Consider the following 14,424-nt stretch of genomic DNA (forward strand, 5'->3'; position numbering starts at 1 on the left):
CCTGGTATATCTTAGTATTATTTCAACAACCGGCTCCTAGCGTAAACATTATTGGTTCTTCTTTTAGCGCTATTCCCAACCACACAAAATTGACTGATTGATAAAACTAAACGAAATTGAACATTACCAGTTCTAATTTGATCGACCTCAATGGATCCTTTAAGTTCCTAAAAGTAAAGGAGAACGAGGTCTCTTTCCGCTGTCCATCATAACTGATGCATAACGGGTGTGTTATTAATACTTCAACGGCAATGTCGATGATCCTTGTAAAGCCTATGATCTTGGTATTAAAAATCAGCAGTGCCGCTTTCCCATCCCTCCAGGTCACATAGCGTTCGAAAAGCTGGTCGACTGCCTCTCCCAAATAGCCAGCTCCGTTCCACAGTTTACATTCTGCCACAAGAAGCACCTCCTTTTCCGCATTTCTGATCAAAATGTCACTTTTGCCTGAACCATGGAAAGTCTCGCCGGTTGCTGTATGGCTATTGGAAAGTGAATCAAGGTAATTAACAAAATAATCCCTATAACGCTCTTCATCCATCTTTTCGGACAGGCCTTTGAACCCCTCCAACCCCATTCCAAGTTTAAGCATATAATCCAGGATCTGAAAATATGCCACATCGCTGATCCCGGAGAGTATTTCTTCCCGGAATATCGGATCTGCCTCATTGCGGGAAAAATAGTTATTGAGGTTTAGTTTAACCTCATCTTCAACCTCTTCTATCCCGTAAAGCCGCTTCGGGTATACCGTAAGGTCTTTTTTCCCATTACTTTTAGTGGTAATATTAACGCCGTCCACTGAGGTGAGCTTTCTCAGATGTTCGGCTACAGTATCAAGCAGTTCTTCAGTCCGCAAAAAGACCTTTACCCAGGAATTTCCATCTCTGGTCCTGCTCTCAACCTCAAACTTCTGCCCAACCAGGTTTTTGCTGGATAAAGCATTAAAATCTGGTCTGTATGGCTGTGCTGCGATCTGTTTTGCCTTGAGTATCCTCTCTTCATAACGCTTCGTAATTTCCAAACATACTGGATCGGACAAGTGCTCTTTGGCGACAGGATAAAGATCCTTATCACTTACCCGTGGATGGAGCAGATTGATCAGATGGACTGCATGCTCATCCTGCAGCACATAGTTGCCCTGCCGGTGACTAATATAGAGAATATCCAGGTCCTGGTTCAGCTCATTGGAAGCCAGCAGATCCGCATTGGCTATGGCCTTGAAAAACTCATCCATAAAAACCCTTATGGCAAGCGCTACGCTGGGATCAAGGTCGAGTGAGTTTCCATTTTGATGGAGCAATGTTATAATTTCAGTGTATTTGGCAGCTGAAAGGTTTTGGTAGATAATTTCCTGGCTTAATATCATTAGCGAATCGGAGCGTTAATAAAAAAGATAAATTTAGAATTTCTGTTAATAAAAGTATTAAAGACACATTAGTACCGGTAAAGTAACCTAAACGTAAATCAAGATTTTCAGCAATAGAAACACCTCATCACCCCACTAGATCACCCGTAATTTCAGCTTTCCGATCGAAATAAACCCGAATATCATTGAGCGATTTCTTGAGTTCACCCACAACACGCTCAGATTCGGATAGTTTATCCGAAGCATCACAATACTGTTTATAAGCATCATCACATTTCTTCATAGCATTCATATATCCAGGATATGCCTGATCAAACCGCTGATCGAAGTCTGCCAAGCCCTCATCCGGGAATTCTTCCCGCAGTTCCCTATAGCGCACCACATAGGTGTTCTTTTCTTCAGAGGCAATATCATACTCCTGTTTACGGCTTTTCATTGCAGCAGTTTCCCTGGATATGTTTTCTTCTATTTTTGGGATCTCTGCTTCCAGGATCGGCCTCATGCGGAGATTGAAGCTTTCAATCTTTTCAATGATGCCTCCGATTGCCACCGTTCCCGAAAGGGCATTTATGGATTCGATAAAGGTTAACGCCCCGGAGATCTTTTCTGCCCTGTATATCATCAGGCTATGTCCCAAGAGCTGTATTTCTTCCTTAACCTGGCTTGGGCCAGCTAAAATGCCCCAGCTTTTGGTAAAAACCTTAAATTTATTTCCGCTCAGGATACTGGCCAGTCCACTGACCATTTCCTCACATTGCCCCAAAAGATACCTGTTCACGAAAGCACTTTCACTCAGATTGGCCAGGTTCCAGGCATCTTTTGCATATTCCATTGCCCACTCCCAGCTTTCATTGCTAACAAAATGATGGGCAGAGTACCTTATGATTTCATATTTATTCACAAAGCGGTATTTTACCCAATCGGAATAAGGAACAACCAATACTCCCTTGTATTGTATAATGGTATAAAAATAACTGGAGTTTCCGTAACCAAAATTGGTTTTAAAAAACACAGTAAAGTTATCATTCAACTTATGCACTGGATACTCCCATCCCATCCTGCGGTGAGATATAGCAAGGATAGCCGGATCCTGCTTTAGCTCATTCTGCTTTAGGCTCAGGCAATAGGCCGTAATCCGTTCTTTGGTATAACTCTCGAGCACGCTGTTGGGCTGGTGTTCATAGTATGTTTTTATCCCATCAAGGCCATAATGGAGGTTTCCCTCCGGAGCGTTCATATAACGGCAATAGTTTACATTGTTGAAAATCACTTTAAGTTCCTGGTGCTCAGCAATCTTTTTAAAAAGTTCAGGTCCCTTAATAGCAGACTTAAATAATGGTTCAAATTCCTTCCAGGCCTGTTCCAGTGGATTTGGAATAGGCACAAATTGTACCGCGAGGTTTCCGTTGAGCGTATTCTCACGCAGGAGGCATATCCTTGTTGTATTGATAGACATATAGAGCGTTTGTGGATTAGTTTCCCATTCCGGGATACATCTAAAATTTAGTTCCCTAAGATAATTAAAAAACATAAAGGTCTATCCAAAGGGTTTAAACATCATTCCCTTCTACTGGTAAACAATCTAAAATGCTTAGATTAGTGGCTTAACCAAAGACAGTTTCCAGAGATAAAAAAAATTAATAATGCTCGACTACGATTTCCTTAATTTATCCCCTATTGAATTTGAAGTACTTACCAGAGATGTCCTGCAACTCCACCTTGGGGTACAGCTGGAATCATTCGGACAGGGAAAAGATAGTGGGATTGATCTTAGGTACGCTAAAGGAAGCGGACTTGTCATTCAGTGCAAGCGATACACTGATTTTTCCGTGCTTTTGCAGGCGCTGAAAAAGGAAATCAAAACAGTAGAAAAACTTGCTCCCAAACGATATATACTGGTAACCTCTGTCTCGATGTTGCCGGAAAGAAAGCGGAAGATCGCCGAGCTTTTTTCTCCCTACATCCTGGGACCTGAAGATATCTTTGGCCGTGAAGACCTCAACAACCTGTTAACACAATATCCACAGGTCGAAAAAGCCAACTTCAAACTCTGGCTTTCCAGCACCACTGTGCTTGAAAAGATCCTGGGTAGCCAGATCATCAACCAATCCAGCTTTGCGCTGGAGGATATCCGCTCAAAAGTCAATATCTATGTGCAGAACGATAGTTTTCCGGAAGCCAGTAAAATCCTTGCCGAAAACCGGTATGTGATCATCTCGGGCATACCGGGGATCGGAAAAACCACCCTGGCAGAAGTATTAGTATTTGATGCATTGGCCAGGGGTTATGAAGAGTTTATTTATCTCTCGGAAGGGATCGCTGAAGGCTTCCGCAGCTACCGGGAAGGCCGTAAACAGATCTTTCTCTTTGACGACTTTTTGGGGAGCAACTTTCTGGAGCGAAATATCGGCACCAATGAGGAAAAGCAGATCCTGAAGTTCATTGCCCGTATCCAGCAGGCACCGGATAAACTGCTGATTTTTACCACCAGAGAATATATCCTCATGCAGGCAAGCGTGATCTTCGAAAAGTTTGACCAGGTGGCCTTTGTCAAAACCATACTGGACCTTTCCAAATATACCACAATGGTCAGGGCACGGATCCTGTATAACCACCTGTTCTTTCATCAGATTCCTTACGCGTATATTTCAGAGATCATACGCCAGGATTATCTGATGAGTTTTATTAACCACGACAATTATAATCCCCGGATCATCGAGTACGTCGCTAATAGCCGGCTTTGGGAAAAGTATTCGCCAAAAGAGTTCCCTACAGCTATGCTCGAGGTTTTTGAAAGCCCGTTCAAAGTCTGGGAACACGCATTTGAATATCAGATCAGCGAAGAATGCCGGGCTGTGCTTTTGTGTCTGCTCATCGCTGATACCAGTCCCGAATATGAACAGGTTTTCTCCCAGGTACAAATTTACACGGAAAAGTTTTCCAAAAACGGAAAGATGAGCCGTTCGGAATTTAAACGCGCAATCAAGGAACTCGATAATTCATTTATCATGGTTCACAGGAACAAAGAAACGGTCTTCCTGCGCTTCCATAACCCATCTATCAATGACTTTCTGGTAGCCTACCTCCAGGCTGATGAACATATTCAGATCCAACTGATCAGTGCCGGGCAACAGCTTAGGGCAATGGTAGAATTCTTTTCGACGAAAGGTAGTTTTTCCAAAAACAGGCTCAATGTATCTGACAATGTTAAAGCTGTACTGGAAACGCGTATCATTCGTGATTTCGATGTGCTGCTCGCGCCAAGGACGTTTTATTTTGACAAGGAAATCCATGCAGACAATTTTGTAGCGTCCAAACTCAACTGGATGAACCTCCACCTGAAGTATGAAAAGGGAGACCGGGTTTACCACTTTATTAGGGAAACGATCAGGCCTCTTTTGTATTCAGAACACATTCATAACGATTCCCTGAATGAATTTGCAAGGGTAATCAGTGATGTCTTTGATGAGCATGATGCAATTGATCTTGCGCTCATTCTGGATAACCTCACCCCATTGATCGGCTATGAAGAGGATCTGGCCGTGCTGAAAAACCTGGAAGATGCATTTCCAGATGCATTCGCCAAATACCGCGAGGCGGATGAGGATGCCTATCAGCAGATTTTTGAACCCATTATTGAAGAAAAAACAGATACCTCATCAGAGGATATCGAGTTTTTGAAAGATAAGATAGCTGAACTCCAGGAACTGGCAAATTCCTATGAGATCTATGTTGGCGAGGCGGTATACGAGCTGGAAAAGCGGATTGAAAAACTGCAGTATGAGCAAGAGCGGAGAAAGGATGATGAATATTATGATGATTATCCGGAGGGATTTGACTATAAATATAATTATGCTGATTTCAAAACCTACGCAGCTCGCAGAGATGTTTCAGCATCCCCTGTAAGGGGCATGAGCGAGTCCGATCAGATCGAGAATATGTTCCGCTCATTGGAATAGATTTTGGATTTAGGGGATGCCATTATCTTTAATGCAATTCCAGATCAAACGGTATCGCATTATTTTTAACATATAGCCAGCTATCAAATTGCTACTGTCACAAATCGAGCCGCTACCTGTTTCAACTTCAGCTCAATTTTGAATAACTTAGCATCATAACCAACGCTCATGCCTGCTGATACTTTTTTTGACTTAAAAGCACAATTCTTACAATCCGGCACTAGCCCACTGATCGAGGACATCCGTGTTGATTTTTTAGAAATCAATCCAGGTGACTACAAGGCTAAATACGCCCACATCAGGCGAGGGGAATTCACCAGCCTGCTCCATTTTAGCAGGGCAGATCTCGGCATAGGCATACTATTCGAGGACTGCAACTTTGTGGAGGGCGTACATCTGGAAGCCGTTGTTGTCAAACACTTCGATGATACCATCTGGCCGGAGAATACCAGTATCCTGTTCAAGAATTGCACGTTTCACGGACGGGTGGAAATAGACGGCTGTAGTTTACGGCAGGCACTGGTATTTTACGGCTGTAGATTTACAAAAGAGCTGACGGTCAAAAAAAGCCATACCAGCCATGAAGGAATCCGGCTTGAAAAATGTACCATGGAAGATCACCTCAGGATTTCTGAATGCCAGAGCCAGGGAGATATACATCTGATCTCGTCAAACTTGCAACGTGCTGTGGTAATTGAATACTGTAGCGCAGAAAACCTGATGTTCAGTGGTTCAAATATTTTCGCTATGGGGCTGGAACTGGATTATAATGTTGCCAGGATGAATATCATCTTTCTGGACGGCCTGATTCGTGGCGAGGTTCATTTCACGGCAGTGGAAACTACCAAAGGAGGTTTACGCCTATTCGGTAGCCAATTTGAGAAAGGCTTTTTCATTGATTACAGCACCAGAGGGGCTGCTTTCCAAAAAGGGATCTGTCAATATTCCATTGACAGCTGTAAATTTTTCTCAGGACTTTTTATCAAAGGTACCCAGAGTGATAAACGACGAATTTCACCAGTCAGGATGATCATCATTGAACTGACCCCCAATCTTTCTGGCAATATCAATTTCAGCGACCTGGATGTGGGCAAAGTATTCATGCAGGGTTATAACAACAGCGCCAATATCAGTTTTACCAATGTAGCCGTAAACGAACTGACCATCTGCGAGACAACCAATCAGGGCGGGATAATTTTTTCAGGACTGAGGGCATCCCGTTTGCAATGGCAGGATGACCAGGAACCTATCCTCACCAGAAGTTCAGCGATTGTGATGTCCAACACCAACCTGGGTAAGGCCTTGTTTTTTCAGTGTAATTTCAGCAGCTTTGATCTCATCGATCTGCATAATGTGATACTGACAGATATCTCAAGTTCGAACGTCACCTGGTTCAGTCCGCTTCAGCTGGAGAACCGCCGGATAATAACCAATAGACTAGAACTTAAAAAAGCAAAAAAGCAGCGTAAACATTATGAAATCGAGTATGCACGCAATAACCTTTACCGGGCACTCAGCTCGGTGCGGGAAGTCTACCGTCAGTTGAAATTCGCCTCCCAAAAACAGGGTGACGTGCCCCTCTCCCTTGAATTCCAACGCCATGAAATGCATTATTATAAACAGGCTGTTGCCGTACTACGGCCGAGGCAATGGAGTGAGTACTTAATCCTTTGGAGCAGTGGCAGCAATAATTATGGGCAGAGCTGGTTGCGCGCACTGACCGGACTGTTGTTTTTTTCCGCGCTCAGTTATATTCCAGTGGGATTTTACGCCTCCTCTAAGCTAGATTACCATCATTTTGCGACGTCATGGAACGACCTGCCCGTTAACCTAAAAGTATTATGGGACAATATAGTGATGTGGGTCGTATTGTTAAACCCTACCCATCGCATCAAAGACTTAAGCGATAATATCGATGATTTTCCTTCTGTTGTTTATGTTTTTGACCTCCTGAGTAGGATTGTTGTTTCTTATTTTATCTTCCAGATGGTGAGTGCTTTCCGCAAATTCAGCAAATAATGATTGATCATGTCCAGAGTTAAAAGACAGCATTATGTGCCCCTGTTTTATTTGAAGGGCTTCAGTAATGAGCAGTCACAGGTCTGCGTATTTGATAAGACCGATTTTCACACCTACTGCACCAATCCAATAAACATTGGTGTCGAGGGCCAGTTTTACGATCAGGAGCAGATTGACCACAAATTCGGGAAACAGTTTATTGAAAAGACCCTTGGAGACACGGAGACCAGCTTTTCCATCCTTCTCCAAAACCTTATTGAGGGGATAGAAAGCAGAAAAATCCGGGCGATCAATGAAGATACCAAACTTCAGATCTGCAGGTACGTAGCATTACAGGCAATACGCACCAAGGAACAGCGCCAAAGCATGGAACAGCTATTTGAGATGATGAAGCAAAAATTTCAGCACAGCGGTTGGCTTAGTGATGAACAGATTGATCAAATGGGATTCAATATCGGACCGGCTGAAACCAGGTTTATCCATAATAGTCAGCTTTTACCCTATAATAAATTCGCGGCGGAGCTTACTGGTATCTTGATGTCCCACATCTGTTTGATTTTTAAAAACATCACCGATATGCCCTTAATCACCTCGGATAATCCCGTTGCTAAAAAAAGCAATCTCAATAATGAGGCGCGTTCGAATTCAGGTTTTCGCTCAAAAGGCATAGAAATCATGTTCCCCTTATCCCCCGGATATTTGATTTCTTTCCTGGAACGAACCCATTTCAAAGACCTGGAACAGTACGAAAATGAAGTTCTAGTGCTCACAGCCCCACAACACATCATCCACTATAATTCCTTCCAGGTCAAAGGTTCTTATCGTCGCCTGTTTTCAAAAAATACTGATTTTGAACTGGCCAGGAAAATGATTACCCATGATCCCAACTTAGGACTGGAGAACCGCGAGCGTCACAGAACAGGTTGATAATTGCAGGCTTATTTAATCTTCCTGCCAGAATTATACTGTTGCTACACTGTCACTACAGCGATCTCCGTTCAATATGGCCTATCTCCCATTCCATATCGTTTGGTGTCGAACCGCTGCTCTTAATAAACCGGACAAGATAACTATCTTCCAAGTACAACACTGTAAGTTCAAATTCAGTTTTTTCCTGTAAAGTAATCGGCATTACTTTGTCGAACTGGGCTTTGCCAAGATTAATAATCTGCTGCTTTTGTGCCTCCGGCAGATGTTTATAAAGCGCTATCTTCAGCCCCGGAGTTGCCAGCTCCAAAAGCTGTTTGCCGATGACATTATCCAAAGGAATGTCGTTTCCCCTGCCAGTATTAATGGTGATTCCTGTACGATGGTACCGCAGCACAATGAGATCAATATCCCAATTAATCTCCAGGTTAACCTCACACTCAAAAACCGCTAGGGTATCTTCTCCCTCGAAATCAAAGTAAACGCTTGCGCTGATCTGATGACCATTGTTATCGTTAAAAGTACAATTCATAGTTATAAGGCTGTTTTAGATTGCCCATTTCCACAAATATAACGATGCCTTTTCTAAACCTGGGCAAACCAACAATACCAAAGTCAGGTATATTGAAACGATCAAAACTTTACAGTACTGACTGAATTACAGCATTCAAAGAAAATATAACTATTTGTTTGATAAACAGATAAATGTAAATTAGCAAAAAATAGAAAATACCATATGGGCGAACAACTATATTTTCCGATCTGGAAAAAACGACTTGCAGACACACTCGATTTAAGTGAACACTGCACTACCGCTTGTTCTATCCAGCTCCATGAAAGCCTTTTCAATGAAGCAGGAAACCGCAAGGATTACTCATTCAATCTTGTGCTTGTGGGCGGCCAGGCTGTAAATGATATTTCCGGCAGTGCTGTTGCCAGAGACCTTGCCAGCGTGATCGCGGAAAATAAAGATGCTATGGCCAGGCTACAGCACAAAACAATCCGGATCAATATGAACAGGCATTTTACGCTGAACATTCAGGATCAAAGCTTATAGTTATACTAAAAAAAGCATATGTTATCGAAATCGACATTCAAACCAAATACGCTACATTTTAGGCTTGTCGCTTAAAAACTAGCGCTATACTATAAATAAAGTTATAACACGTAAAAAAATTGTTGGCCGAATACAATAGGTTGTTACTAGATCATCTTTCCGACTTTTTGGCCTGAGCTATGTTACAAATAACTCATCAACTATTCTTTTGGCCTCTTCATCCGCTGCAGGCTTCGGCTGATCCTTCACTTTATCAGGCAGATTCACAACTGCGCCCCTGGAGGCGCGCCTTTCGGCACTTCTCTCCAGACTCACATCAGCAAAATAATGATATTCATCATAATCGGTATCCTTCAGGTGAAACCGCCCATAAATATCAGCTCGACGTTTTCTAACCGTTTCTTTCAGGTCGCCAATATCACCCTCATCTTCCAGTTCGTCCTCATCCTGTGATATCCAGGTGGAGGTTTCATCATGCACAAATTCAGCGAGCACCTCTTTTACTATTTCTTGATTTTTGGCACTAAACATAAACACAGCCATACTTTTACCATATTTAGCGAACAATCTTTCAATCTTTTCCAGTTCATCCTCATGGCGGGTATGTGGCCAAAGATTTATAATAATTCTCTCCCAATTGTTCAAGATGAATTGATAGACCAAACTATCTTCATCGGCTTCATCAAAAATTTCCACTAGCATATCATAGCAGGTACCGTTAATCTGTTCATAGATGATCTGGCCAAGATGTTCAACAATCAAAGGCGCATTGTGAATCAAAACCTCATCTGAATATCGGATCTTAAAAAGCAGCACTGCCATTTCACAGTGATATGCGCTCTCTTCCGGCATTTCATTGTAAGCCCCAATATGTACCGTTGGCAGCAAGGTGTTTCCACGCGCAGTAGCATATTGAACCAGGCTTAACGATTCGCTGTCATACTGATCTCCATCAAGGTAATTGATAAATTGTTCGTAACAGTACTTGATCTGGTGTATAAAGTAGCATCCATATATAACCCTCCAGGCTTCTTCCCTGCTACCTTTAAAATAGTGCGTTAAAAAATCATTGATGGATGGATTGATAAAACTGAGCCGGGTATTTTTGTCCCTGTCGACAGTGCTGTGAACATAACCATCAAGTAGCCGTTTCAAACTGGCGTTAAAAGAATCGTTGGATCTGATAAACCCGTTTTCCTTTACCTCGTAACGAAGGCGGCTTTCATAGCCTTGCCGGAGGGGAATCAGGTCAACCGATGGGTCAAAATGGTAATGTTCATAGCGAAACATATTGCCAAAACTGTACAGCGTGCCTACTAGGAACCTGTCCTCAGCGTGTAGCTGCTTGGTATAGGAATGCCGCCAGATTTCTTTGGGATTGTGAAGGTTTCGCATAACGAAATCCAGATATGCCCCATCCGGGATTCCCTCCAGGTTGTACCGCGTAGTAAAAAACTCAATGAGACGAGGGGTATAATTTTTATGATCAATAATCTTCCAGTAATTTTTATTGCGGAAGATTTCTTTTTTTCTGTTCGCCTCAATTGAACTATGAAACAGGTGATTGTAGAGTATCCGTCCCTTATCTTCTGTGCTATAATCGGTAAGCACAAGCTGACGGTTACTCAAATCAATATTGGACCTGTTTAATTTTTCATAATTTTCCCGGGCATCCCGAAGCACTGTTGTACGGGTGGTTAAAATCATGTATTTGTTCTTTGATGCCTGCACACGTTCTATAAAACGCACTATTGCACTCTCACTGCTCTGAAGGGTCTCGATTTCCAATCGGTTTGCCCCGAGAAAGTCATCAAAATAGATCAGCTGTTTTAAGTCCCGGTTTTCTCCCTCGAATAGATCCCCGGCCTCTTCAATATTTTTATCAACATAAACCAGCTGGAATTTCTGCGCCAAAAACTCATAGGTCAATATGTCGGCAAGCGTAGTTTTTCCAACTCCCGGCTGCCCGGAAATAAGCAAAAACCTGTTCTTTTTCAGCATCTCTCCTGCATCAGCCAGCGAGCGGCTCTTGACATAAAGTTTGATCCGTGAAATAATCCTTTCCCGATAAAACTCGGATCTGCCCGCAATGGCGTTGTTGAGTACCCTGTTTAACACCGTGGTATTGGTCAGCCAAAGTTTGATCCAGCTCTTTTCAATATCTTTATACTTTCGCAACAGCCGGTTGAGATCGTCATAACCCAGCACGCAGTCTGCGCTTGTCATGTACCCATCAAAAAGCGTTGCAATTAGATCCTTTTCCTGCGCACTTAAAGGCAAACAGGTTACGACCCAATATTGCGCGGGTGAAAGCTTTTTTACCTTTTTAAGTTCTTTGGATTTTAAGTTTGCTAAAAGTACTTTAAAGGTCGTTGTATACTGTTTTACCTGGACAATTATTGCATTTTTATTACTCTCTGAAGCGTAACGGAGGTCAATCCCCTTATCCTTTCCTTTTTTAAAACTCTGCAAACCTAGGTTATACTCCCGGTTCATGAGGTCCCCAACAAGCTCTTCGAACTCTTTATCATTCAGAGCTGTATAATCATATTTAACCATGCGGCAATAGCGTTTTATCTGGGCATAATATAACCGCAATTTTGCTTACTATCAAATCGTCCTACCACACCCTACACCACGTCCAAACAAAACTTAGCCGTACCTTCTCAAACTATTGTCTTTTATCCCTAAGAAACTGGCAATATCCCCCCGTTTTGCCATCTGAAAAAGGCTTTTATTCTCAGTAACGAATTTCCTGAAGCGTTCACCAGCTTTTAAGGTTAACAAATCGGCCGCATGGGCCTGCCGCAAACTGTCATAATAATCCCTGATCTTTTCCACCAGCAATGGTATCTCTGAAAAACCGTTCTTCAGTTCTATAAACTTTTCATAACTGATCTCGATTAGGATTGAATCCACAATTACCTCAATATCGTTTACTGCAATCGCCTGCGAGAAAAAGCCGGGATAGGCATATACAAAATCGCCTTCCGACCAGAACCAGCTGGCGCGTCCCAGGCCTGAGTCGTAACTGACTTCTTTAGCAAATCCTTTGATGATATACCAGACTTTGCTGGGCCGCTGCCCAGAAGTAAGCAGGCATCTTCCTTTGGGAAGCTGTATTATATCAAGTAATGGCCGCATGGCCTGGATAAAGCCGGGCGATACCGCATGGAAGCCGAGCATCCGGCCCAGCAGGTGGTCGAATTGTAGATCGGAGAGCATAAATCGGTAGATGAGGTCCTCCTGAACCCATTATAATCCCACCAGCTACCGTCTTCAAACAAAAAGGGAACATCCAGTCCCCTTTTCTGTATCCCGGTTACCCCGGAGGAAAGAACGAAAGCTGGAAAGAATCGGTTAATAAATAAACAATAATTTCTCAGGGGACAATCTAAATACACTGCTCTCATTCCGTTTTAAATTTCCTGCTTAAAATATTCACCATTTTGCAATTTAACTAAGGTCCATTCCAGCGTTTCCAGGCAAGCCACATCCGCAAAGCCCTCACGCCATTTCCGGACCTATCATCCAGCTATATCTGATCAATACGTTCCCGTAATAATGCCAGAATTTTATACATTTGAACCAAGCGGCCCACCTATTTACCAGTTTTGGCAGCATTGATTTTTTAACCTCTCCATTGACAACAAAATGAATACAAATGAGCGCCTGTTGGCATTCAAAACATATAGCGGCCCTTTGGCCGATTTAATAATTGGCGTACTTGCTGCAAGACCAGATCTGGTGCAGAATGGTTCGGAATCACAGACCGTACAGTACAGGGAACTCGAGGGTTATACCTATGCTGCAGACGGACCACGCTACGCCCGTGCTACCTATCAGTCAAGGATCAAACGCACCTGGTTACAGGCCGGACTTATCTTATCAGAGCCCATCATGCAATGCCCGGAGTACACCTCAGCGGAAGCTTACCTTGCCGATCAGTACAAGCACCAATATACCCCTACCTGGTTTAAAAACTATCTTTTCCAGCTCGTAGCCCTGCTTTGCGAATACTCAGATGCGAAAGAAAATGGCATGGCAGACGAACTTGACAACAGGCTGATCGCCAGTCTGTATGGAAATGAACTGCCAATCACCATTACAATACAGTTGCAGGGGCTTTTGCTGGAATCTCGGGCCATTGGCCTTGCGGATGGCATAACCTTAAGACAGCCGGTCCAATCAGATTTCGAACAGATAATTGACCCGCTAAAGTCAGACTTTTCCCACACACTGGATGTTACGGCTATACTGGAAATAAAAGGGGCATCCAAAAAGGACGATACTTCCGCGCTAGATAAGCTTGCAGAACAGATAGTTTGTAAATTACAGCTATTTTGCACCTGCAGCATACACGAAATATCGTATGTGCTCGAGCAGAAAAGCCTCAACCAGAACAGAACATCCCATCGCGGGCAGAACCGCTTTAATTTCGTTTTTTCCGCTGTGACCCTGAAGTCTGCAGACGAGCGAAAATTGAAAGATTTTATTCAGGATCTTTCGCTCCCTGCCCAGTTAACCACTCCCAGGTACCAGCACCAGGATTTTCTGACCTCGGCATTTGACCGTTACAATGAATCATTGTTGGAGAAAGTGGCGCTTGAAAGGCGGATTACCAATGCCGTGATGGGGATTGAAGCCCTGTTATCAGCTGAAAAACAGGAGCTCAGTTTCAGGATACAGACCCGCACAGCACGCCTGTTATCCCTGCTGGATGAGGTGCCGGCATTGGAAATCCGGAGGATATTGGCCACTGCTTATTCGGTAAGGAGCAACTACGCGCATGGTGGTTTTTTGGACAACAAAGCCAAAGGCAAGATCACCCGTGACTTTGGCGAATTGGACACCTTCGCAAAGGCCGTCATCGATGCACTGCGTAAACTCATTTTGATATTTATTTCCATTGCTGCAGATAAAACCTACATGCTACAGCTGATCGATGACTCACTTATTGATGAGCTAAGTCTCGAACAACTCAGAGACTACGTTATGCCAGCGGCAACATTTTACAGGTAGGCACACGAAAAACGAACAAATTGATCTGGAAAGATACAGCAATACCCCACTAGTTACCTCAACTCCACAATAGG

General features: G+C 43.2%; 10 protein-coding genes. 5 read left to right on the top strand and 5 right to left on the bottom strand.

Features of this window, described 5'->3' with window-relative positions; all coding sequences use genetic code 11:
• Window positions 1-106: 106 nt before the first annotated feature.
• Window positions 107-1,366 carry a hypothetical protein gene (locus tag DBR40_RS07305; RefSeq protein WP_124559097.1) on the bottom strand — a complete coding sequence of 420 codons (1,260 nt, stop codon included), beginning with the start codon at window positions 1,364-1,366 and terminating at the stop codon, window positions 107-109.
• 127 nt (window positions 1,367-1,493) lie between these two features.
• On the bottom strand, window positions 1,494-2,822 hold the full coding sequence (locus DBR40_RS07310; protein WP_124559098.1) for a hypothetical protein: 1,329 nt from the start codon (window positions 2,820-2,822) through the stop codon (window positions 1,494-1,496).
• Window positions 2,823-3,009: 187 nt separating this feature from the next.
• On the opposite strand from DBR40_RS07310, the gene DBR40_RS07315 reads away from it, so the two are divergent.
• The 3 genes from DBR40_RS07315 to DBR40_RS07325 all read left to right on the top strand — a co-directional run bounded on the left by DBR40_RS07315 (window position 3,010) and on the right by DBR40_RS07325 (window position 8,271).
• The gene (locus tag DBR40_RS07315; RefSeq protein WP_124559099.1) at window positions 3,010-5,325 is read left to right on the top strand and encodes a restriction endonuclease; all 2,316 of its coding nucleotides are present in this window, start codon (window positions 3,010-3,012) and stop codon (window positions 5,323-5,325) included.
• Between the two features lie 168 nt (window positions 5,326-5,493).
• Window positions 5,494-7,344 carry a pentapeptide repeat-containing protein gene (locus DBR40_RS07320; protein ID WP_124559100.1) on the top strand — a complete coding sequence of 617 codons (1,851 nt, stop codon included), beginning with the start codon at window positions 5,494-5,496 and terminating at the stop codon, window positions 7,342-7,344.
• Between the two features lie 9 nt (window positions 7,345-7,353).
• Window positions 7,354-8,271 carry a DUF4238 domain-containing protein gene (locus DBR40_RS07325; RefSeq protein ID WP_124559101.1) on the top strand — a complete coding sequence of 306 codons (918 nt, stop codon included), beginning with the start codon at window positions 7,354-7,356 and terminating at the stop codon, window positions 8,269-8,271.
• 55 nt (window positions 8,272-8,326) lie between these two features.
• Here DBR40_RS07325 and DBR40_RS07330 read toward each other — a convergent pair whose 3' ends face one another.
• A complete protein-coding gene (locus tag DBR40_RS07330) occupies window positions 8,327-8,803 on the bottom strand; it encodes a hypothetical protein (RefSeq protein ID WP_124559102.1) in 477 nt (158 codons plus the stop codon).
• A 204-nt stretch (window positions 8,804-9,007) separates the two neighbouring features.
• On the opposite strand from DBR40_RS07330, the gene DBR40_RS07335 reads away from it, so the two are divergent.
• Complete coding sequence (locus DBR40_RS07335; RefSeq protein WP_124559103.1) at window positions 9,008-9,328, top strand: hypothetical protein; 321 nt, start codon at window positions 9,008-9,010, stop codon at window positions 9,326-9,328.
• Window positions 9,329-9,505: 177 nt separating this feature from the next.
• Here the strand turns inward: DBR40_RS07335 and DBR40_RS07340 are convergent, their stop codons facing one another.
• Entirely contained in the window at window positions 9,506-11,887 is a 2,382-nt protein-coding gene (locus DBR40_RS07340) for a restriction endonuclease (protein WP_124559104.1), read from the bottom strand.
• Window positions 11,888-11,980: 93 nt separating this feature from the next.
• Window positions 11,981-12,553: a Crp/Fnr family transcriptional regulator gene (locus tag DBR40_RS07345; RefSeq protein ID WP_124559105.1), complete on the bottom strand. Its 573-nt coding sequence runs from the start codon at window positions 12,551-12,553 to the stop codon at window positions 11,981-11,983.
• A 450-nt stretch (window positions 12,554-13,003) separates the two neighbouring features.
• Between DBR40_RS07345 and DBR40_RS07350 the strand changes: the two genes are divergently transcribed.
• Window positions 13,004-14,350, top strand: coding sequence for a HEPN domain-containing protein (locus DBR40_RS07350; protein WP_124559106.1), 1,347 nt, complete (start codon window positions 13,004-13,006; stop codon window positions 14,348-14,350).
• Window positions 14,351-14,424: the final 74 nt, after the last annotated feature.

Source organism: Pedobacter sp. KBW01 (assembly GCF_003852395.1).
Lineage (GTDB): Bacteria > Bacteroidota > Bacteroidia > Sphingobacteriales > Sphingobacteriaceae > Pedobacter.